The following is a 21,955-nucleotide window of genomic DNA, read 5'->3' as shown; positions in this document are numbered from 1 at the left end:
GCCTCAGAAATCGAGGTTGAGGCGAGCGTAGTAGTAGGAGCCCTGCCAGCTGACCACAGAGGCCGACATGTAAATAGCACCACAACACATATCACCCAGCTCATCTTCGTCCGGATAGGTATCGAAGATGTTGCGTCCACCCAGCGATACGGACAGGTTGTCGTTGAAGAAGTAGCGACCTTCAACATCCACCAGAATCTCGGAGCCGTACTTCTGGGTCGTCTGGGAATCGCCATTACCCTGCGCATTCTCTGACTCGCCGTAATAGTTGGCGCGAGCCATCAGGCTGAAGGGGCCCTGGGTGTGACGAGCGGTGAAGACACCACGCCAGTTCGGGTCGAAGTTCTCGAAATCGAACTGGTCTTCATCGTTGAGGAACTCACTGGGGTCAGAGTCGAACTCGGACTTGTTGTAGTTCAGCGAGGCGGTCAGCGTGGTGACACCACCGGTGCTCCACTCCAGCGGGTAGGTCGCTACGATATCCACCCCTTCGGTGACGGTGTCGAAAGCATTGGCAAAGTAGAACACCCCGCCAATGGTCTCCGCACCACTCACGCCGGCACCGGCCAGGGCGAGGTAGTTATCGTAGGCACTGCCACTATCCGGATCGGTGGACACATCCAGGGTAGACACCGCGTAGGTCCGGTCAGACATGTCGATACGGTAGAAATCCACCGTCATGTCCAGGGCACCTACCGTATAAGTGAAGCCCATGGAGTAGTTGGTGGAGGTTTCCGGGTCCAGGGGAGAGGAGCCCAGCGCCAGCGCCACGTCGCTGCTGGCCGGGAACAGACCGGTGGCGACCGGGAAGCCATTGGGCAGGCGGGTGGACACGTTGGTGGTGCCCTGTTGGCCCGGTGTCGGCGCGCGGAAACCGGTGCCCACAGAAGCGCGGACGCCGAAGTTGTCGGTGAAGTCGTACTTGCCGGCCAACTTGCCCACCAGCTCGTCACCAAAGTCCGAGTAATCCTCGTAGCGAATCGCGGCCTGCAGGAATAGCTTGTCGGTCACGTCGGCGCTGACATCGAAGTAGGCGGCGTAGGAGTCGCGGTCATAGGTGCCGGAGTACTCCGGGGAGTAACCCGGGAAACCGTTGGAACCCACGCCCACCACCTGGAAGACCGGGTCGTCCGGGTTGGCGCAATCCAGGCTGGAACCGCCGGCAATGGCACTCAGGCCGGCACTGCTGGCACTGCCATCGGCATTACACAGCCCCCAGGGGTCCTGCACCGCGTAGGGGCCGGCCACGTAGGACTCTTCACTGCCGCCGGCAATTTCATAGGACTCGTCCATGTAGCTGAGGCCGAAGGCGAGCAGAACAGGTCCCACCGAGCTGGTATCCACCTCATAGGAGAAATCCGCCTGCAGCTGGGTTTCTTCGTTGATCAGGTCACCCGGACGGAATGAGATGGGAGAGTCCGGCCCCAGGGAGGGGTTGATGGTGTTCTTCAGGGTGTACTCGACCTTGCTTTCGCCGCTCCGGGCACTCAGGTCATAGCCGAGGCCGTTGTCGAGGGTGCCACGCAGGCCGCCCGCGAGGGAGTAGTCAAACACTTTGCCAAAGAAGCGCGGGGTAAAACCGCCCGGGAATTTTTCCAGCGGCGAATAGATGGAGCCGTCCGCCTCACGTAAATCCTCGATGGTGCCGTTATAGGGGTAGCGGTAGTAAAAGCTGCCATTCGCCTCACTCTCGGAGTAGTTACCAAAGGCGTACACGGACATGCTGTCACTGATGTCGTAGCCGGCGTTGAAGAACAGGCGCACGGCTTCCGACTCCGGCTGCCCCCAGGGCTGTACGTTGTCGCCGAAGCCGATATTGGCCTTGCTGGTGGCCGCCTGGAAGGCGGGGTCTTCGGTAAAGACCGCGTAACCGGCGGTGGGGTCGTAGATCGGGTTGTTCTGGTCAAGACAGAACCAGGAGCCACAGTACTGCTCGCCGCGCTCGGTGGCATCGGCCTCGCTCCACTCCGCGGAGACGCTCAGGAAACCGGTCTCACCCAGCGCAAAGCCCATGTTGCCCTGCACGGTGGTCTGGAAGCCATCGCCCTCGGAGAACTCGCCGCTCTCGACCGTCAGGGTTGCGCCATCGCTGTTGTCCTTGAGGATAAAGTTGAGTACACCGGCGATGGCGTCCGAGCCGTACTGGGCGGCGGCGCCGTCGCGTAGGACCTCAACGCTCTTCAGGGCCACGGAGGGAATGGTCGCAATGTCCGGACCCTGGGTGCCCGAATCGCCAATCTCTACCAGCGCGGCCCGGTGACGCCGCTTGGAGTTCACCAGTACCAGGGTCTTGTCGGTCGGCATGCCCCGCAGCTGGGCGGGGCGAATAAAGGTGCCGCCGTCGCTGATGGGCTGACGGGAGACATTGAACGATGGCACCAAGGTCTTGATCACATCATTGGTGTCGGTGTAAGCCACTTCCTCGATGGAGTCGGCAGTGAAGACATCGACGGGTACAGGTGAGTCGGATACCGTCCGCGGCTTGCCGCGGGAGCCGGTGATGATGACCTCTTCGAGGTCCAATGCCTCTTCCGCTGCCATTGCCTGCGGCACAGAACCTGCCGCAGCGCTGACGGCAAGCGCCAGCAGGCTTCTTTTAAACCGGGTACTACCTGGAACTTTTTTCACGATCAATCTCCCCCTGAGATAAATAGATCAAAGACCGGGATGGAGCCGTCCCCTGTTGCTTACCGGGATAACCGGACTCCTCCCTGGCACGCACCAGAACGGTGATGGGTATCCGTGCTGGCAGACCGTGATGTTGGTGGTCAACGGTGCCTGTCAGGTTCAGTTGTAATCCCGCGGCCACCTGAAAGTCCTCCCGGCGGTGTGTTTTCTTCGTTCCTTTTCCTCCTGAAACCTCCCGGAGGTGTAAATCTGCACGGATTCAGGGCATTTGGCATCGAATTTGCTCCAGCCAAGCTGTTGCGATGTAAATGAAGGGAGATCATGGTCCAACGCGCCAGTATCCACGCGCCTGAGGTCCTGAGCGGGCAATTTGACCGCACTCGAGTGGTGCGCCTGCGCCACCTCCCGGTGCAAAAGGAGGTCTACTGATGTCCCTGGGCTCCTTTTTCATCGGACCCTACGAGGTTTCGCCGGAACAGTGTGTGCTGCGCTTCCAGGGGCAGGAGACAAAGCTGACCCCGCGCAACATGGACGTGCTGGTGTACATGGCAGACCATGCCGAACGGGTTGTCACCAGCAGTGAACTGCTGGAACGTTTCTGGAGCCCGGTGGCCTCGGATCACGCCGTCCACAAGGCCATATCGGAATTGCGCGGCGCACTGGGCGACAGCGTGCGCAGCCAGCAATTCATCAAGACCCTGCCCCGGCGGGGATACAAGCTGTTGCAGGCACCAGTGGGTAACGACGCGGATGCCACGCCCCCGGGGTGGCTGGCAAAACTGCAACAGCGCCTCACAGCGGGGCTGGATTACCGCAAACTGGCCACTGTCGTCGGCACCATCGTCATCATGCTCGGCCTGTTGTCACTGGCCCTTAACCACAGGCCCACCACCAGCACCCCGGACATCGTCACCATTGGTGTGGAATCCTTCAGCTTCCAGGGGGAGAGCCCGAACAGCACAAGCTTTATGCGCGAGGGCTTGCGCACCAGCCTGATCAACCAGTTGGCTCGCCTGCGCGCCGTGCGCGTGGTTGCACTGGAACCCGAAAGCGAAGCTGCGCGTGAAGAGGATGTCGACCACGTCCTGCAGGGCACCCTGTTACAGGCCGATGGCAAGCTGCGGGCCATGGTGCGACTGGTGCGTAGCGAGGACGGGGTGCACGAGTACTCCGAGCGCTTCGAACTGCAGCAGGACAGCGTGTTCAGCGTGCAGGACCATATTGTGTCCAACATCGTCACCGCGCTGAGCATCCACCTCGATGAAGAACAGCGTGCCCTGATGTACGACTGGGGCACCACCAATGCAGTGGCCTACGAGCGCTTCATGAAGGGTGATTTCTACTACAACCAGTTCAATCCCCGGGACTTCGAGCGCGCGATACAGCTCTATCAGGACGCCGCCGAACTGGATCCCCATTTCATCAATGCCCATTTGGGTATCGCCGCTGCAGCGAACAACCTGTCGGTGTTCAGCCAGCTGGAGAAACAGCGCGAACTGCTCAAGCTGGTCTCCGAGGTCCACCGCAACGTTGCCTCGGTTGCCCCGGACCACGAGGCACTGGAAGCCATCCGCGCCATCGAGATGCGCATGGCCGGCTCGGAGTACCGCCGCCAGGAGCAGGTATTACGCCGCCAGGTACTCTCCGGCGATGCACCCAGCTACGCCCTGGCACACTACGCCCTGTTCCTGATTGGCGCCCGCCTCTACGAGGAAGCGGAAGGTTTCCTCGACGCCGCCCGCGAGACCAGTCCCTTTGAACTGAATCCCGACGAGTCCTGGGATTACCGGGTCACCATCGCCAGGCCCGAGGAAGCCATACGCCTGCGCAAGGACCAGCTGATGTTGCGCCCGAAACATATCGGCATGCTGGGGCCACTGGTACGCGACCTGTTCATCGAGGGCCGCCCCCAGGAGGCGGAGTGGTACCTCGAGCGCATGCGCGAGGAAGACACCGAAGGCCTGAACCTGGACTATACCGAGCAGATGCTGGCGGTCCTTTCCGGCGCCCTGAAGCCCGAAAGTCCGGAACTGGAGTCGCTCTATCACCGCGACCAGAACTACTTTTTCAACAATGGTGCGGTAGCCTTTGCGCTGGGAGACCTGGACCGGGGCATCGATTTCTGGGCCAGGCTCGAGCCGCTACAGAAACGCAAGGCCCTCAACATGATCCACCTCAGCGAACGCTACTTCCCGGCGGCCGTTATCGACAGCCCGCGCTATCAGCAACTGCTGGAATACCTTGATCTGGGCCTGTCCTGGCAGCGCACCCTGCTCGAGGGTGTGCAGGCGATGGAGAAAGTGACAGGCGTGGGTATGAGCCCGGCGGCCAGCGCGGCCTACAGCCAGCGCCGCTTTGTCAGCCGCAATACGGCCTGGCCACAGGAACTGGCAGTGGCGCCACGGCAACTGCCCGCGGACCTGCTCGCCAATACTGCCAACGGAATGTGATGTGCGGCGCCCGGGGGGCCCGGGCGCCGGCGTAACGTCAGGCTTTGCCGCCCCGGGCAATCAGAGCATCCACTTTCCGCTCCAACAGGGACATGGGCACCGGGCCATCCTTCAGCACTTCGTCGTGGAAAGCGCGGATGTCGAAGTTCTCACCCAGGGCTTCACGCGCCTTTTCGCGCAGCTCGACAATCTTGAGCTTGCCGATCATGTAGGCCGTCGCCTGCCCGGGCATGGCGATATAGCGTTCGATGGCCTTGGTGGAGTCACCCTCGGAGTTGGGTGTGTTTTCCAGCAGGTAGGCAATCGCCTGCTCCCGGGTCCAGCGCTTGCTGTGAATACCAGTGTCTACCACCAGGCGGCAGGCCCGCCACAGCTCCATGGCCAGGCGGCCGAAGTCGGAGTATGGGTCCTGGTAGAAGCCCATCTCCTTGGGCAACTGCTCGTTGTAAAGCCCCCAACCCTCGGTGTAGGCGGTGAAGCTGGCGTACTTCTGGAATTCCGGGATACCGTCGAGCTCCACGGATATCGCCCGCTGCATGTGGTGGCCGGGGATTCCTTCGTGGTACGCCAGCGCCTCCATCTGGTACTTGGGCATATCCATCATGTTGTAGAGGTTGGCGTAGTAGATGCCCGGACGCGAACCGTCAGAGGGCGGGCCGTTATAAAAGGCCTTGCCGGCTGACTTCTCCCGAAAGGCTTCCACACGCTTGACCACCAGGTCCGCCTTGGGAATCAGCCCGAAGTATTCCGGGATGTGCTCGCGCATGACATCGATCAGGCGGGTCGCCTCGGCCAGGTACTCCGCTCGCCCTGCGTCGGTATTGGGATAGTAGAACTGTTCATCAGTCCGCATGTACTCGAAAAATTCCGCCAGGCTACCCTCGTAACCGACAGCATCCTTGATCGCATTCATTTCCTTGTGAATGCGGGCCACTTCCCGCAGGCCGATGTTGTGTACTTCATCTGCCGAGAGATCTGTGGTGGTAAACCAGCGCAGGCGTTCGGCGTAAAAGGCATCACCGTTTTCGAACTTCCACACCCCGTCGTCGCCGGAAGCCTTGGCGCCCTGCTGCTCGATTTCCGCAATCAGCTTCTCGTAAGCCGGCTTGACCACGTCCACCAGGGCCTCGCGGGCCTGGGCCAGCAGGCGTTCGCGCTCGGATTCATCAATCTCCAGCGCCGCCACCTTGGCCTGGAAGTCGGCCCAGAGGGTGGAGTCCACGCCAGATTCGTCGAAGGGCACGCCGGAAATAATATTGCGGGACGCCTGCGCCATCTGCGGGTACTGCCAGTCTGCCAGCAGCAGGTTGGCCGCTTCGCGGATTGCCATCTGCTCGATCACTTCGTCGAACCAGCCCGCCACGTTGTTCAGGCGACCGATGTAGTCCTTGGCTTCCTTGACGTTCTTCACGGTATGGATGTTGATCAGGTTGCTGGCCACCTGGGTGTGGGGGCCGCGGAACTGGTGAATAATAAACTTGTGATGACGGAAGTCATCGCTGGCGATCTGGCGCTGCAGGTCCAGCTTGTAGAGGTCGTAGGACAGCTGCTCCGACGGCGGCAGGGCAGCGCGGTCGAACTGCGCGATCTGCTCCAGGCGCGCCTCCAGGATGCCGCGATCTTCCTCGTAGTAGGCCTCGGAGGCCGGGTTCCACTTGTCGTTGTTGGTCTTGATACCGCGGTAGCTGGCGGTATAGGGGTGGCGTGCCATATCCACGGCGTAATTTTCGTCCAGGAAGGCGCGGAAAGCGGCGCTGGCTTCCGCCTCGGACCGGGCCGGAGCGGTGTCGGCCACAGGCGCCGCCTGGGCAGCTTCCGGGGTGCTGGTAGAGGGAGCTTCTTCCTCTTTGGAGCAGGCATTCAGCAGCAGGGCTCCCATCCCCGCCAGTGCCACGGCTTGGGCTAGTTTCTTCAAAACGGATCCTCGTTTCATTCAGGAATGCGGGTTTGCCGGTTGCGCCGGCAAAGTGGGCGCATCATCCCCCAGCGAGCAGAGGATTTCCAGTTTCCTTGGAAACCATCACTGGACAGCCGCTGCAAAGACGCCAATACTGTATATATGTACAGTATTCATGTCACTAAACTGGGGAAAGTGCCCCCTGCACTCTGCGCAGGGCAACGGAGGCCACAGTGAGCCTGTGGCTGTGCCTGCGCTTCCACCAGCTGCCGCTGCAATGTCTGCAGCGCGACGAATCACGCCCCATCGTGGTACTGGAACGCCAGCGTGTATTGTGCGCCAACGACTGCGCCACAGCACTCGGCATCCGCCCCGGCATGAGTGGCGCTACCGTGCGCGCCCTGGCCGAACCGGAACCGGTACAGTTGCTGGACCGGGACCGCAGCGCGGAGCAGCGCTGCCTGCATCAACTCTGCCAGTGGGGTTACAGTATCAGCCCCAGCCTTTATCCGTGGCGCGAGGACAGCCTGCTGCTGGAAGTGGGGAGCTGCCTGGCCCTCTACCGCGGCCTGGGGCCACTACTGGCCGATGTTGAGCGGGGCCTGTCGAGCCGCGGCTACAGTGTCGTCCGGGGCCTGGCCGCAACACCCCGGGCCGCCTGGCTGCTGTCCTTTGGCGACGAAGCCAGCGCCCTGGCCTGGGAACAGCCCCTGGAAGCCCGCCTCGGCCCACTGCCCCTGCAACTGCTGGAGGGAGAATTTTCCACCCCCGTCAATGCCCTGCGCCGCGCCGGGCTACATCGACTCGGGGATATCCTGACCCTGCCCCCCGCCGCACTGGGCCGGCGTTGCGGGCGCGAGTTCAGCCATTACCTGCGCCAGCTGCTGGGCCGGGAAAGTGATCTCCAGCCCGCCTACCAGCCCCCTGCCGAATTCAGCGATGAGTACTGGTTCGGCTACGGAGTACAGGCCAATACCGAATTACTGCCGGCGGTGGAAAGCCTGCTGCAGGGGCTGTGCCGCTTCCTGCGCAACACCCAACTGTACACCGATGACATCACATGGCAGTTGATCGGGGTGGACGGCCAATTGCGCGCCTTCAGTGTGCGCAGCACCAGCAGCCGCAGTCACTGGCAGAGCTGGTACCAGTTGACCCGCATCCACCTCGAACGCCTGCAGCCCGGCAGTCCGGCAGAGGGCCTGGCCCTGCACTGCACCTCACTACAGGCGGGTAGCGCCGAGGCCCCGGACCTGTTTCACAACAGCGGCCAGCGGGAACCACTTGGCAGCCTGCTGGACCGCCTGCGCAGCCGCCTGGGCCTGCAAGCGGTACAACAGGTAGCCTGCCGCGACGAGCATTTACCGGAATACGCCGTTGCCGTGGGGATCGAGGCCGGCGACAGCGGCGAACTGACCCGATACTGTGCCCAGCGCCCATTCTGGCTGATGCCCCAGCCCCAATGCCTGGGGCTGCGCGGGCGGCAACTGCACTGGCAGGGCCCCCTGACCCTGCTGTATGGCCCGGAGCGCATCGAGGACAACTGGTGGCAGAGCCCGGTAAGCCGTGACTACTACATTGCCCGCGGTGAGGCCGGACAGCACTACTGGTTGTTCCGCGATCGCCGCAGCCAGCACTGGTACATCCATGGCATTTTCGCCTGAGGCGCCAGAACGAAATCCTATCCTATTGTTTTTATTGAGTTTTTATTACCTAAATGCGCCTACACGACAAATGTGAAATTATTGTGACAATCACGTGACAGCGCTGGATAAGGTCCATATTCGACCCGTATGATACTTCCATGGCCTATCATGAAATGATGACATTTATATGACAGCCGAATGAAGAACACGAAAAACGCGCCGAGAGGCGCCCAAAAAAGTCGTCGGGAGACGACTCGACCTGGAGGTACACGCAACATGAAAACATTGATCAAGGTAATCACCCTGACGGTACTGCCCCTGTTCGCGGCGGGCACCTGGGCAGAAGTCACACAGGACTGCATCGTCGAAGGCACCGTCGACAAACAAAAGGCCCGTGAACACGGCAAAGACGTTTACGTCGCCTTCCACTCCGCCAGCCGCGCCAGCGATGACGCCAATTGCAGGCTCAACCGCCGCAGCAACCGCGTGGAGTTCAAGCAGCCCAAGGACGCCAAGATTAACAGCGCGCCCGACGGCGCCAAGGTGAAATACCGCTACACCGAGGAAGACAACAAAAAGGGTGAGTGGAAACTGCTCGACGTTTCCAAGCTGTAAGGCACTCCTGAGCAGGCAGTTTCAGCACAAACCCAAAGAGAAAGACCCTCACAGTAAGGGGCCGCAAGGCCCCTTATTTGTTACGGGTGCTACCTGACTGCCACCTGCAGCAGACCGGCCACCGCAAACGCGGCAACCAGCCATGGCACGGGCAGGTGCAATACCCGCAACAGGAGAAATCCCAGTAGCAACAGGGCCACATCCTGCGCCGAACTCACCGCACTGACAAACACAGGCTGGTAGAGCGCTGCCAGCAGCAGCCCCACCACCGCCGCGTTTACGCCACGAATGGCCGCCGCCACCCGAACCCGGGATGCCAGCTGGGTCCAGTGGGAGTGAAACCCCAGCAACAGCAGAAAGCCGGGCAGGAAAATACCCGCCACGGCGACCACCGCCCCCAGAGCGGGCGCCCCGGGCGAGAGCTCCGCCCCGAGATAAGCAGAGAGCGAAAACATCGGCCCCGGCACTGCCTGGGCGGCCGCGTAACCGAGCAGAAAGCTGTCCTGGGGCAGACTCCCCGCCAAGCCGTGTTGTAGCAGGGGCAGCACCACATGCCCTCCCCCGAACACCAGGCTACCCGCCTGGAAAAACGCGTTGAACAGCGCCAAGCCCGGGTAGGCTCCCTCCAGCAACGGCAGCAGCAGAAAAAGCGCTGCAAATAGCAGCAGCGGCAGCGCGTGTAAGCGCGAGGAGGCTACCGTTATGGTCGCCAGCGAGGGCGTTTCCGCGGAAGGTGCGGCCCGCAGCGCGAGGGAGCCGAGTCCGGCGCCTCCAAGTAACACCAGGTACTGCACCCAGGGCCCCTCAAGAGCCAACAACAGGGCTGCTGCCAGCAGGGCGATAGCGCCGGCGGTTCGCTGGCGGCAGTGGGACCTTGACATCTGCCACACGGCATCGGCCACCACCACCACCGCCAACAGCTTGAGGCCGTGCACCAGCCCGGCCAGGGGCCCTGCGCTGAGCGAGCCGCCATACAGGGCGAGCAGGAACATCAATAGCAGTGAGGGCAGGCTGAATCCCAGGAACGCCAGGACCGCGCCGGCCAGACCAGCCCGGTGCAGGCCTATGGCAAACCCGAGCTGGCTGGAACCCGGCCCCGGCAGAAACTGGCACAGGGCCAGCAGGGAAGCGAAGTGCTGCTCACTGAGCCATTGGCGGCGTTCGACAAACTCCCGGTGGAAATACCCCATATGGGCCGCCGGGCCACCGAAGCTGACACAGCCCAGCACCAGGAACCGCCAGAACACCGGCCACGGGGAGTGGAAAGACACCCCGCTGCCGCCCGCGTTCAGACCAGCGCCACCACGGCGCTGATGACGATATTGAGGCCGATCGACAGCAGCCCGGTGACGTACAACACCCGCACGGCCGAGGAGGAGGGAATTTCCTGCTCGCCGAGTCGGGAGATCGACAGCCGCGTCTGCCAGAACGACATCATGGACATCGCCACCACCAGCAGGCACATCCCCAGCAGGGCCCACTCCGCCAGGGGTTGCGCCTCCGGATCGAGGGCCTCCTCAATACCGAACTTCTTGATCAGGAACGCCAGGGCAAGGATGGCCAGTTGGGTGCGCACCCATGCCAGATAGGTGCGTTCGATGGCGTAGAAAACTCGCGGGTCCTGCAGGTATCCCATGGACGGGCTCAGCCGCGTCCCTTGGGCTTGTTGGGGCCGGCCTTCGAGTCCTTCTCGATGTACTCGATGATTTTCCCCGCCACGTTGATGCCGGTAGCCGCCTCGATACCTTCCAGCCCCGGCGACGAGTTCACCTCGATGACCAGCGGGCCGTGGGCCGAACGCAGGATATCGACACCCGCCAGGTCCAGCCCCATGACCTTGGCCGCCCGGATGGCCAGCCGGCGCTCTTCCGGGCGCAGCTTGATCACCTCGGCGGTCCCACCGCGATGCAGGTTGGAGCGGTACTCGCCCTTGATGGCCTTGCGCTGCATGGCAGCAATGACCCGTTCGCCCACCACAAAACAGCGGATATCAGAGCCGCCGGCCTCCTTGATGAACTCCTGCACCAGGAAGTCGGACCCAATGCCCCGGAAGGCATTGATCAGGGCCTCTGCCGCTTTCTTGGTTTCGGCCAGCAGCACACCGTTGCCGTGCGTACTGTTGGTCAGTTTGAGGATCAACGGCGCGCCGCCCACCGACTCGATCAGGTGATCGGTGGCCCGCGCCGAGTGCGCGTAGGCGGTCACCGGCTGGCCGATGCCACGCCGCGCCAGCAACTGGTGCGCGCGCAGTTTGTCGCGGGAGCGGGTGATGGCGATGGATTCATTGATGGAGTAGGTGTGGCCAACTTCAAACTGCCGCAGTACCGCGCAGCCGTAGGCGGTGACGCTGGCACCGATGCGGGGGATGACCGCATCGAACTGCACCGGCTCGACCTTGTCAGACGAACGCTGGTAGTAAACGGTGGGATCGTTGGCAGTGATATTCATGTAACACTTGAGCACGTCGATCACGCGCACTTCGTGCTCCCGCGCTTCGGCTTCCTCCACCAGTCGCCGGGTGGAGTAGAGATTCCGGTTACGAGAAAGTATGCCTAATTTCATAAACCTGCCTGATTAGAGAATGTGTGTCGGGGCTTTAAGCAAAAGGCTGAAGCAAAAGCCTGGCGCAGTTGCCTGTGCATCTGCACAACCCATCGACAGCCTAGCGCTGACTATAGGGGCCTGAGGTCGATAACGCAAAGACGCCCCCGCGCGGAGGCGGCGCATTATCCACGGAACCTGCCGCCGCGCCTAGCCCCCTGGGCAGTGGAAGGTATCAACCCCTCAGGGCGTTGAAACGCTCGATACTGACCGCCGGCCAGTGCTCGCTACGACGGTAGTATTCCGGCATGACCGGGACTTCCCCGGAGAGCTGTACCCAGGGCTGCCGGGTGGAGGTAAAGATGTGGATATCGGGTGGGCACTGTCCCGGCTCATCCAGTGTTCCCACACGCAGGAAGCGGACTTTCTCACCCATGCCCGAGTAGCAGCTCCACAGGGCGACCTGACACTCGGGACAGCGGTGGATTACCTGCCCTTTGCCGCTGCTGGACGGTGTGTCAATCGGCACAGGTTCACCGCAAAGTACCTGCACGCCCTCCGCCTCGACCATCGCGTTGAGCACGAATGCCGAGCCGGTCTCACGCTGGCACCAGGTACAGTGACAGCAGTGGACAAACAGGGGAGACCGCGCCAGCCGGTAGCGTACGGCACCGCAGGTACAACCACCCTCAAGGGATTGCCAATGTGTGGACATCAATCTCTCCTTGTATCTCCGGCGCGGTTTTGTCGCCAGCGAAGTTCAGACCAACAAGCGGTGCCCAACCGCCTCTACTCAGGCGAGGGCAGCAGCGCCTTTTACACCATCAATCATCATCTGCACCCCGACCACCGCGAGGATCAGTCCCATCAGGCGACTGACCACCTTGATCACATTCCGACCCAGAAAACGCTGGATCGGCTCTGCACCGAGAAACGCCATCCAGGTAAGAATACAGACCACGGCGAGTGCACCAATAATGCGCAACATCGAAGGCAGGGAAGCCTCAGCGGCAAAGCTCATGGCGGTCGCAATGGTACCTGGGCCTGCCAGGATCGGCATCGCCAACGGGCTCACCGCAATGCCCATAGCGGCATCGCGGCTGAGCCTGTTGTCTTCCGCGGTGGGAGTATGAACGCTGGATTCCCCGCCCTGCAGCAAGTGGTAACCCACCAGCCCCACGAGCGCCCCGCCGGCAATCCGGAATGCTGGCAAGGTAATGCCAAACAGGGAGAATATCTCCCGCCCCAGCAGGGAAAACAGCGCCACGATAATAAAGGCCAACAGGACCGCATGGGTTGCCAACTGCCGGCGATCGCCGTCATCCACGTGCTCTGTCAGGCCGATGAACAGCGGAATATTCGCCACCGGATTCATGATCGCAAAAAAGGCGGCCAACACCGTAGAGAAGTGCAGTACTTCCTGCATTGATTCGATCCTGTCCTGTCAGCACCTTGCCAGCATTGCCGGCACGATCACCCGGGTATCGTGCCGGGGCCACTTTCCTGCTCGGTGAGATACAGCCGAAAGCCCCGCGCCTTGTAGTTATTGAGGGCTCCCTCGTGATCGTCACTGCAGGTATGCACCCACACCCGCCGGACCCTACCCCAACTCCAGGCGGAGCGAATGGCGTGGGTGAGCAGGTAGCCACCATAGCCGAAACCGATAAACTTTGGCGCCAGGCCAAAGTATAGAAGTTCCACCTGGTCTTCGTCCTGGCGCTGGAGCTCGTAATAGCCCGCAATACTGCCCCGATGGTAGGCCACCCAGGTACGCAGGTTTTCGCTCTCGACATGAGTCCGCCAGGCATCGTCACTCAGGGCCAGCTTGTCGGTCCACTGCCAGGGTTCGCCAACCAACTGGTAGAGGTAGCGGTTAAATCGGTATTCCGGCACCTCCGCCTCGATGACCGCAAGCCCCTCGGGCGCTGGCTTGGGCTGCAGCCAATCGGATTCGCGCATCTCCAGATACCAGATGGTGGCTCCCTGTTCAGAGACTTCGTTCGGATCTTGCTCAGTCATCAATTGCCTCGGGGCCAAGTGCGAGAAAATCGCGCCAGGCGGGGACCGCTGTGGCGGCAGCGTCAGGGGCCACGGTAGTCCCGCTCTACGCGGCAGATGCGGGTGCAGTATTGTGCATACCAGCGCTCACGGCCGAGGCGCTGTGCCTCGCGATGGTCCGCCTGGGCTTTCCAGTTGCGGATGGCCTCCAGGTCGCGCCAATAGGACACAGTGATACCCACGTCCTCACGCGCCGACTCGACCCCAAGATAACCCGGTTGCCGGGCCGCCAGCTCCAGCATGCGCTGCGCCGTCTCCTGGTAGCCGCTGTTATCCCCAGTGACCGTCGAAGTAAAAATGACCGCGTAGTAAGGCGGTTCCGGGGTGTCGGCAATGGCTGGCATATCGATTTCTCTCTACGATCGGCTCGAGCGGGTGAACACTGGCAAAAAGTTCCTGTTCTCTGCGGTCTGGGCACCTGTGGGCGCTGACGCCTCCAGAGCCGCATTGCCGGCTCAAGGATAGCGAGTCAATCTCGCGGATGCACTCGGCAAACCGTATCAATTCAGCCACGCGGGCGACACCCCTGAATGACGGAGTCCAATCTGTCATCCCGCGGCGCGGTATCCACTCCAGCCGGCTTGCCCCTCTCGCCAGACCACAACAGAATCGTCGGGTGCTCCCTACTCTGGCGCGACATGCGCACTGAACTCGATTACCGGAGGCCCTGACCCGCGATGAAAGCCGTTCGCTGCCACAACCACGAGATCTGCGTTCACGAGGTACCTGAACCTGCCGGTCTGGGGGTCAGGGTCCGTGTTGCCTCTGCCGGTATCTGCGGTAGCGACCTGCACATGTTGCAACAGGGATTCCCCATCCCCTTCACCCTGGGACACGAGATCGCCGGTGTCACTGACAATGGAATTCCCGTCGCAATTGAGCCCTCGGTGTATTGTGGACACTGCGAGCGCTGCGTACGCGGGGACTACAACCTGTGTGTGCGGGGTACCGAGACGATTATGGGCGTGGGCCGTGACGGCGGCATGACCGAACACCTGGTCGTACCCGAGCATTGCCTGGTGCCGCTGCCGGGCGGCATCCGCGCTGAAGACGCCTGCCTGGTTGAGCCGCTGTCGGTGGCGGTACGCGGTATCGCCAAGGCCGGCATCACTGACAAACATAAAGTGGCGATTATCGGTGGCGGCTCCATTGGCCTGTGCGCCGTTGCAGTCGCCAGGCAGGCCACGGAATGGGTCCACCTGTTTGCACGGCACCCCGCCCAGTTGCGCGCGGGGGAAATTCTCGGCGCTACCCTGGGCGATGCGAGCACCGACACGAGCGAGAATTACGACCTGGTGATTGACTGTGCCGGCACCGACGCGGCCCTGGAACAGGCCGCCAACCTGTGCAGGCACGGCGGCACCGTTCTCATGCTGGCGACCTACTGGGAAGGACTGACCTTTCCTGCCATGCAGATGACCATGAAAGAACTGCGCACGGTGACATCCATGGCGCAGGGCCGCCAGGGCCTTGTCAGGGATGTGGACATCGCCGCGGCAACCCTGGCAAAAAACCCACTGATTGCACCGACCCTCATCACCCATCGGCTGCCCCTGGAAGCAGCGGCGGAAGCATTCGATATTGCGGCTGATCGCAAACAGGGAGCCATCAAGGTCGCCTTCAATCCCTGAACGACCTGCTGGCCCGGGGCACAGCCCCGGTGAAGTTCCAGGAAGCCCAGGCGCTCAGCTACCGCGCTGGTCGTAGAGCTTGCGCCGGGAGTGTTCCATCAGTGCCCAGAGAATATTGTTTGAACTGACCTGCCCCACCAGCTTCCCGCCTTCCAGCACCGGCCGGCGGCGCTGGCGGGTATCTACCATGGCCTGGGCCACCTCCACGATGCTGGTTTCAGAGGTGCAGGTCTGGACCTCGGCATGCATGGCATCCTCCACCAGGGTGTGCTCCGGGTCGCCGTCGTTGTAGAGCGCCGTGAGGATCGAGCGAATGCAGTCGAGTTCCGACAGGATGCCCACCACTGTTCCCTCACCGTCGGTGACAGTCAGGCCCGTGAGCTTGTACTCCACGATCATGGAGATCGCCCTCACCAGGTTTTCATCCTGGCGGATGGTGAGGGGATTGCGGTGCATACAATCACGGATCTTGGTTGGGTTTGGCATGGCGATTCTCCCGGTATGGATATTATCTAACGAAAAGCTCAGGTACCTGTGCCGACGCAGCTCCGCTTCGGTTCCCCCTGATCATACCACCGCCGTCGCTGCGTACGAGTCCAGTGAACGTGTCACCTGCATGATTTCGGCGTCGTCGGGGTCGCGCCGGAGGCTGAAGCCCAGTTTGCGGCAAAGCTTCAGCATCTTGACGTTTTGCGCCAGCACATCACCATCCATTTCCAGAAAGCCCTGGGCGCTGGCCAGTTCCATCAGGCGCTCCATCAACTGGCCGCCGATTCCCTGCCGCTGCATGTCATCGGCCACCGCCAGGGCGAATTCACAGGACTCCCCTCCGGGGTTGGCCACGTAACGCGCCACCGCTTTCAGGCAAGCGTCTTCGGTGCCGTCATCCGCCACCACCACCAGCGCCATCTCGCGGTCGTAATCAATCTGGGTAAAGCGCGCCAGCATCCCTGGCGAAATATCCCCCATCCCGTACATGAAACGAAAATATTTGCTCTCCGCCGACAGGCCATCGACAAACCGGCGCTCGATGACGGCGTCCTCGGGACGGATCGGTCGCACGTTGAAAGTCCGGCCGTCACGACTGGTCAGGCTGCTACTCAACCCTTCCGGGTAAGGATGAATGGCCATATGGCCATAGCGCCCACGATCAGACGCGCAGGGTGCAATGGCCATCCAGGCGTCAACCGCCATCAGCCCCTCCTCGTCAACCAGCACCGGATTCATCAGCAGCAGATCGATTTCAGGCAATTCACAGGCAAGCTCCGAGGCCCGCATCAGCAACTCGATAAGCGCCTTGCGATTCGCCGGGGGCAGAAAACGATGCCCGGACAACAGACGCTCGGCGCTACTGCGCTGGATCAGCTCTTCGCACAGAAACACATTGAGGGGGGGAATCGCGACCGAGGTGCCCGCCAGGATATCCGCCGCCATGCCGCCCTGTCCGAAGCGGATAACCGGCCCGAACACTGCATCCCGTTCTATAGCCACAACCACCTCACGGGCATGGGGGCGGTGCTCCATCGACTCCACCGTGACACCATCGATCACCGCCTCCGGTATTTTCTCTTCCACCGCGGCAAGAATCTCGCGGTAGACAGAGGCCACTGACTCCGCCTCCCGAACGTCCAGACGCACGCCGCCGACATCACTCTTGCGGGCAATATCCGGTGAGTTGATTTTCAGAACCACCGGCAGGCCCAGGGTCTCGGCGGCACGCCTGGCCTCCTCGGGACTGGTCACGTTGATGGCTCGCGATACCGGGATATCGAACGCGGACAGTGCCGCCCTCGCTTCGAGTGGGTCGAGGTGCGGACGCCCCTCCGCCAGGGCCGCGCCGATTATCGCCCGGGCGGACTCCGCCCGCGCCTGGCGGTGCCCGGCCAGTGGTGGCGGTGCCTGTAACAGTTTCTGCTGGTTGCGATGGTAGGCGGCAAGATAACCGAAGCCATTCACCCCGGCCTCCGGGCTATTGAAATGCGGGATGCCCTCCCGCTGTAACTTCCAGCGCCCCTCGCGGACCTGGTCCTGCCCCATCCAGCAGGCCAGCACCGGTTTGCGACTCCCCCTTGCGGCCTCTATCACCGCCTCTGCACAGGCAGTCGGCTCGGTAACCCCCTGGGGAGTCAGCAGCACCAGCACCCCATCGACGTTCGGGTCCTCCAGCACGATACTCAGCGCCTGCTCGTAGCGCTGGGGGTCAGCATCGCCGAGCAGGTCCACCGGATGCGTATGTGACCAGTGGGAGGGCAGAACCTCGGCCAGCGCGCGAATACTGCCGTCGCTCAGGGTCGCCAGGGGCACTTCCAGTTCCGCAGCCTGGTCGGCGGCCATCACCCCCGGCCCACCCCCATTGGTGACGATCGCCAGCCGGCTACCCTTCAGCCTGACCCCCGAGGACAGGGTATTGGCCGCCGCAAGGAGCTGATTCACCGTATGTACCCGGACCGCCCCCGCCCGCTCCAGGGCGGCGTTGAACACTTCGTCGCTGCCGCGGTGCCCCCCGGTATGGGTAACCGCGGCCCGCTGCCCCGCCTGGTGACGGCCCGGCTTGATCACCACCACCGGCTTCAGCCGCGCCGCAGCACGCAGCCCGCTGAGAAAGGCCCGGGCGTCGTCGACGCCTTCGATGTAGAGCAGGATGCTGCGGGTCTGGTTGTCGATCGACAGGTAATCCAGCACCTGGCCAAAATCCACATCGGCCGTGGCACCCAGGGACGCAACCGCGGAGAATCCCCGCCCGCCCGACCAGGCGGAGTCCAGCAGCGCAGTGCAGAAGGCGCCGGACTGGGACACCAGCGCCACCGGCCCCTTGCGCACCTCGCTGTGGGCAAAGGTCGCATTGAGCCCCAGGCTGGGCCTCATCACGCCGAGGCAATTGGGCCCTACCAGCGGTATCCGGGCCTGCCGCGCGAGGCCCGTGATCTCGTCCTGGAGCTGGCGACCAAAGGGGCCAACCTCGCCGAAACCCGCCGAGATGACGACCACTCCCCCCACCCGGCGGGCGATGCACTTGCGCATGGCATTGGGGATACGCTCCGCCGGTATCGCCATCACTACCAGGTCGACCGGGGCGTCAATATCGACGATCGACGGGTAACAGGTGAGGCCCAGGATACTGTCGTGATTGCGGTTGACCGGGTATATCGCCCCCTTGAAGCCTGCCGCCTGCAGGTTGTGCAGTACCTGGAACCCCACAGAGCCCTGTCGCGGAGTGGCGCCAATCACCGCCACGGAAGCCGGCTCAAAGATGCGGAACAAGCGGTGTTGTCTCATGCGCGCGCTGCCCGCTTAACCTTGGCGGGCTCCTGTACTAGAGTTATGCCCAGTATAGACGCCCGGGGGAGGGCTTTGTCTCCCCTGACATCAGTCATCCAGCCGGAACAGTACCAATGACCATTGCCTTTATCTCCCATCCGGAATGCCTCAAGCACGAAATGGGGCCGCACCCGGAACAGCCGGCAAGGCTCACTGCAATCGACGACCGACTGTTGGTGTGCGGGCTGGAGATGGTTTTGCGTCACTACGAGGCCCCTGTGGTCTCCCGCGCCCTGCTCGAGCGGGCCCACGACCTGGACTATATCGAATCCCTCTATGCACGCTCTCCCGGCCAAGGCCATGTACAGCTCGACCCGGACACCGCGATGAACCCCCACACCCTGCAGGCAGCCCTGCACGCCGCCGGGGCCGCAGAACTGGGGGTCGACCTGGTGATGGGAGGCGAAATCAAACAGGTGTTCTGTGCCGTACGGCCACCCGGTCACCACGCGGAGCGAAACCGCTCCATGGGCTTCTGCCTGTTCAACAACATTGCGATCGGGGCCTTCAACGCCCTCGAAAATCACGGTCTCGACCGGGTCGCCATCCTCGATTTCGACGTGCACCACGGCAACGGCACCGAGCATATTGTCCAGGGTGATGAGCGTATCCTGTTCTGCTCCACTTTCCAGCATCCCTTCTATCCCGACAGCGGCGCCGGCAAAACCGCGGACAACGTGATCAACACCCCCCTGCCCGCAGGCACCGACGGCGAGGGCTTCCGCGCTGCGGTTACCCGGGACTGGCTGCCAAGGCTGACGGAGTTCGCCCCCCAACTGGTCCTGGTATCCGCCGGATTTGACGCCCACCAGGCCGATGACATGGCGGGACTCAACCTCGTCGACAGCGACTACGCCTGGGTGACCCGTAAACTGTGCGAGCAGGCCGACGCCAGCGCCGAGGGCAGGCTGGTTTCCTGCCTCGAGGGCGGCTACGAGCTGCACGCCCTGGGACGCTGCGTCGAGGCCCACCTGAAGGCCATGCTTGGTCCCACCGGGGCGGCCCTCTGACGGGGTAAATTGATAAACCAGCAGGGAACAATCCACGGCCCTGCGCATAACCGCATGAGCGCTGGTGCTAGTCTGTGAGGTCTGCGCACCATTGGCGCAATCCGAGAATAATAAAACCGTGGAGGAACCAGCGTGTTCGATACCCTCATTAGTAATGGCAAGGTTGTGGACGGCACCGGCGCCCCCGCTCGCGTGGCGGACATTGCCATCCGCGATGGCCGCATTGTGGCCCTGGGCCATAAGCTGGGCGAAGCCCGCGAGACTATCGACGCCAGCGGCTGCCTGGTGACTCCCGGCTGGGTGGACACCCATTCCCACATGGACGGCCAGGCCACCTGGGACGCCCTCCTGAGTCCCGCCAGCCACCACGGCATCACAACGCTGATCATGGGCAACTGCGGGGTCGGTTTTGCCCCCTGCAAACCCGAGGAAACAGAACGCCAACGCATGATCGAGGTGATGGAGGATGTCGAGGACATCCCAGGCGCAGCGCTCGCCGAGGGTATCGAATGGCAGTGGGAGAGCTTTCCCGAGTACCTCGATGCACTGGACCGCAAGCCGCGGGCCATCGATATTGGTGCCCAGGTGCCGCACTGTGCCGTACGCACCTATGTCATGGGCCAACGCGGGGTAAACAATGAATTTGCCACGCCGGAAGACATCGAGCGCATGGCCGCCATCGTGCGCGAGGGCATCGGCGCGGGCGCCATTGGATTCACCACCTCCCGCACCCAACTGCATACCACCCGCGACGGCCAGGTGATGCCCGGCACCTACTCCGACGCCGCCGAGCTACTGGGCATTGGCAGCGCCATCGGTGACCTCTCCCGGGGCATCTACGGACTGGTGTCGGACTTCGATAACTGGGAAGAGGAAATGACCTGGATGAAGCGGCTGTCCATCGACAATGACTGCCAGGTCAATTTCGTCCTGTTTTTCCGTGAGGAGAGTGACTGGAAGCGGGTACAGCAACAACTCCAGTTTGTGCGCGAAGCACGCAAAGACGGCGCCCGCCTGATACCCCATGTGGGGGCCCGCCCGGTGAACATCCTCATGGGCTGGGACGGCACCGTCCACCCCTTCATGTTCAACCCGCACTACGCGCCCCTGGCCGGCCTGCCCCGGGAAGAGCGCCTGGCACAGTTACGAGACCCCAAACTGCGGGAGGCAATACTGTCCGAACCGCCCATCGAGACGGGTGGTGATTTCTTTCTCGATGCGATCACCCGGGGTTACGACAACCTCTACATCATGGGCGAGCGCCCCAACTACGAACCAGGGTATGAGGACAGCATCGAGTACCTGGCCCAGCAGGCCGGCGTTGCACCGGAGGAGTATGCCTATGACGCGCTACTGCAGAATGACGGCACCACCCTGCTCTACTGCCCCCTGTTTGGTTACGGCAGTCGCGACCTCAGCCGTCAGTTCGCCATGTTGAAGGACGAGCACTCCGTGCTCAGCCTGGCGGACACCGGCGCCCACTGCGGCGTGCTGTGTGACGCCAGCGTTCCCACCTACCTGCTGAGTTACCTGGTCAGGGACCGCGCGTCAGGCGAGCGCCTCGGGCTCGAGGAGGCGGTAAAAATGCACACCCATGATACGGCCCGCTGCATGGGCCTGGATGACCGCGGCACCCTGGCGCCGGGCATGAAAGCCGATATCAACATCATCGACTTCGAGGCCCTGCAGGTGAAACGCCCGGAGGTTATCTTCGACCTTCCCGCCGGCGGGCGCCGGGTGTTCCAGGGCGCCGAAGGATACCGCTACACCCTGGTCAGCGGCGAGGTCATCATGCGCGACGGAGAGCCCACGGGGAAACTGCCGGGCAGGCTGATTCGCGGCGCCCAGCCGGCGCCGGCGCAACCCGATGCCGTGGTTGCCGCCTGAGGCGGGCCGCCGGCCGGGCGCTGCACTCAGAGTTCGCTTTCGATAGGCGCCAGAGAGAACATCCAGTCTTCAATGCGCTGCATAAGGTCTGCAGGTCTATCTGTTCCTGGGCACTGTCAATCGCCCGCAGGCGTAAATCCAGGGCCTGTGGGCCGCGGTTGAGCAGTACATGCCAGTCGCCCGATGTGGCGAGCTCCAGTGATTGCCAGAACGGTGACACCACAGGGGGAGCCGCGAATTCCTCGGGTTGACTGGTCGGCTGCAACGAGGTGCAGGC

General features: G+C 62.5%; 17 protein-coding genes. 6 read left to right on the top strand and 11 right to left on the bottom strand.

The window, feature by feature from the left end; translation table 11 throughout:
• Nucleotides 1–3: 3 nt before the first annotated feature.
• On the bottom strand, nt 4–2,628 hold the full coding sequence (locus FV139_RS16840; RefSeq protein WP_235898696.1) for a TonB-dependent receptor plug domain-containing protein: 2,625 nt from the start codon (nt 2,626–2,628) through the stop codon (nt 4–6).
• A 428-nt stretch (nt 2,629–3,056) separates the two neighbouring features.
• Between FV139_RS16840 and FV139_RS16835 the strand changes: the two genes are divergently transcribed.
• Nucleotides 3,057–5,078 carry a winged helix-turn-helix domain-containing protein gene (locus FV139_RS16835; RefSeq protein WP_148069623.1) on the top strand — a complete coding sequence of 674 codons (2,022 nt, stop codon included), beginning with the start codon at nt 3,057–3,059 and terminating at the stop codon, nt 5,076–5,078.
• A 37-nt stretch (nt 5,079–5,115) separates the two neighbouring features.
• On the opposite strand, the gene FV139_RS16830 is transcribed toward FV139_RS16835, so the two are convergent.
• Nucleotides 5,116–6,993, bottom strand: coding sequence for a DUF885 domain-containing protein (locus tag FV139_RS16830; RefSeq protein WP_235898695.1), 1,878 nt, complete (start codon nt 6,991–6,993; stop codon nt 5,116–5,118).
• A 215-nt stretch (nt 6,994–7,208) separates the two neighbouring features.
• Between FV139_RS16830 and FV139_RS16825 the strand changes: the two genes are divergently transcribed.
• Nucleotides 7,209–8,636 (top strand): Y-family DNA polymerase, encoded by a 1,428-nt coding sequence (locus FV139_RS16825; RefSeq protein ID WP_187276601.1) that lies wholly within the window; start codon nt 7,209–7,211, stop codon nt 8,634–8,636.
• Nucleotides 8,637–8,894: 258 nt separating this feature from the next.
• Complete coding sequence (locus tag FV139_RS16820; RefSeq protein ID WP_148069620.1) at nt 8,895–9,233, top strand: hypothetical protein; 339 nt, start codon at nt 8,895–8,897, stop codon at nt 9,231–9,233.
• An 89-nt stretch (nt 9,234–9,322) separates the two neighbouring features.
• Here FV139_RS16820 and chrA read toward each other — a convergent pair whose 3' ends face one another.
• The 7 genes from chrA to FV139_RS16785 all read right to left on the bottom strand — a co-directional run bounded on the left by chrA (nt 9,323) and on the right by FV139_RS16785 (nt 14,176).
• Nucleotides 9,323–10,504 (bottom strand): chromate efflux transporter, encoded by a 1,182-nt coding sequence (gene chrA / locus FV139_RS16815; RefSeq protein WP_235898694.1) that lies wholly within the window; start codon nt 10,502–10,504, stop codon nt 9,323–9,325.
• Nucleotides 10,505–10,521: 17 nt separating this feature from the next.
• A complete protein-coding gene (locus FV139_RS16810) occupies nt 10,522–10,869 on the bottom strand; it encodes a YidH family protein (protein ID WP_148069619.1) in 348 nt (115 codons plus the stop codon).
• Nucleotides 10,870–10,877: 8 nt separating this feature from the next.
• Complete coding sequence (gene rimK / locus FV139_RS16805; RefSeq protein ID WP_148069618.1) at nt 10,878–11,795, bottom strand: 30S ribosomal protein S6--L-glutamate ligase; 918 nt, start codon at nt 11,793–11,795, stop codon at nt 10,878–10,880.
• 214 nt (nt 11,796–12,009) lie between these two features.
• A complete protein-coding gene (locus FV139_RS16800; protein ID WP_148069617.1) occupies nt 12,010–12,489 on the bottom strand; it encodes a GFA family protein in 480 nt (159 codons plus the stop codon).
• Between the two features lie 78 nt (nt 12,490–12,567).
• On the bottom strand, nt 12,568–13,200 hold the full coding sequence (locus FV139_RS16795; RefSeq protein ID WP_148069616.1) for a MarC family protein: 633 nt from the start codon (nt 13,198–13,200) through the stop codon (nt 12,568–12,570).
• Between the two features lie 47 nt (nt 13,201–13,247).
• Complete coding sequence (locus FV139_RS16790) at nt 13,248–13,793, bottom strand: GNAT family N-acetyltransferase (RefSeq protein ID WP_148069615.1); 546 nt, start codon at nt 13,791–13,793, stop codon at nt 13,248–13,250.
• Between the two features lie 62 nt (nt 13,794–13,855).
• Nucleotides 13,856–14,176 (bottom strand): antibiotic biosynthesis monooxygenase family protein, encoded by a 321-nt coding sequence (locus tag FV139_RS16785; protein WP_148069614.1) that lies wholly within the window; start codon nt 14,174–14,176, stop codon nt 13,856–13,858.
• A gap of 333 nt (nt 14,177–14,509) precedes the next feature.
• Between FV139_RS16785 and FV139_RS16780 the strand changes: the two genes are divergently transcribed.
• Nucleotides 14,510–15,463, top strand: coding sequence for a zinc-dependent alcohol dehydrogenase (locus FV139_RS16780; protein ID WP_148069613.1), 954 nt, complete (start codon nt 14,510–14,512; stop codon nt 15,461–15,463).
• A gap of 54 nt (nt 15,464–15,517) precedes the next feature.
• Here FV139_RS16780 and FV139_RS16775 read toward each other — a convergent pair whose 3' ends face one another.
• Nucleotides 15,518–15,949, bottom strand: coding sequence for a CBS domain-containing protein (locus FV139_RS16775; protein WP_235898693.1), 432 nt, complete (start codon nt 15,947–15,949; stop codon nt 15,518–15,520).
• Nucleotides 15,950–16,030: 81 nt separating this feature from the next.
• Nucleotides 16,031–18,739: a bifunctional acetate--CoA ligase family protein/GNAT family N-acetyltransferase gene (locus FV139_RS16770; protein WP_148069612.1), complete on the bottom strand. Its 2,709-nt coding sequence runs from the start codon at nt 18,737–18,739 to the stop codon at nt 16,031–16,033.
• 116 nt (nt 18,740–18,855) lie between these two features.
• On the opposite strand from FV139_RS16770, the gene FV139_RS16765 reads away from it, so the two are divergent.
• On the top strand, nt 18,856–19,791 hold the full coding sequence (locus FV139_RS16765; protein WP_148069611.1) for a histone deacetylase family protein: 936 nt from the start codon (nt 18,856–18,858) through the stop codon (nt 19,789–19,791).
• Nucleotides 19,792–19,923: 132 nt separating this feature from the next.
• Nucleotides 19,924–21,678 carry an N-acyl-D-amino-acid deacylase family protein gene (locus FV139_RS16760; protein ID WP_148069610.1) on the top strand — a complete coding sequence of 585 codons (1,755 nt, stop codon included), beginning with the start codon at nt 19,924–19,926 and terminating at the stop codon, nt 21,676–21,678.
• Nucleotides 21,679–21,955 lie beyond the last annotated feature (277 nt).

The organism is Parahaliea maris, assembly GCF_008064665.1.
Taxonomy (GTDB): domain Bacteria; phylum Pseudomonadota; class Gammaproteobacteria; order Pseudomonadales; family Halieaceae; genus Parahaliea; species Parahaliea maris.
The sequence above is the reverse complement of the archived record's forward strand: the minus strand, read 5'-3'. Positions and strand labels throughout refer to the sequence as shown.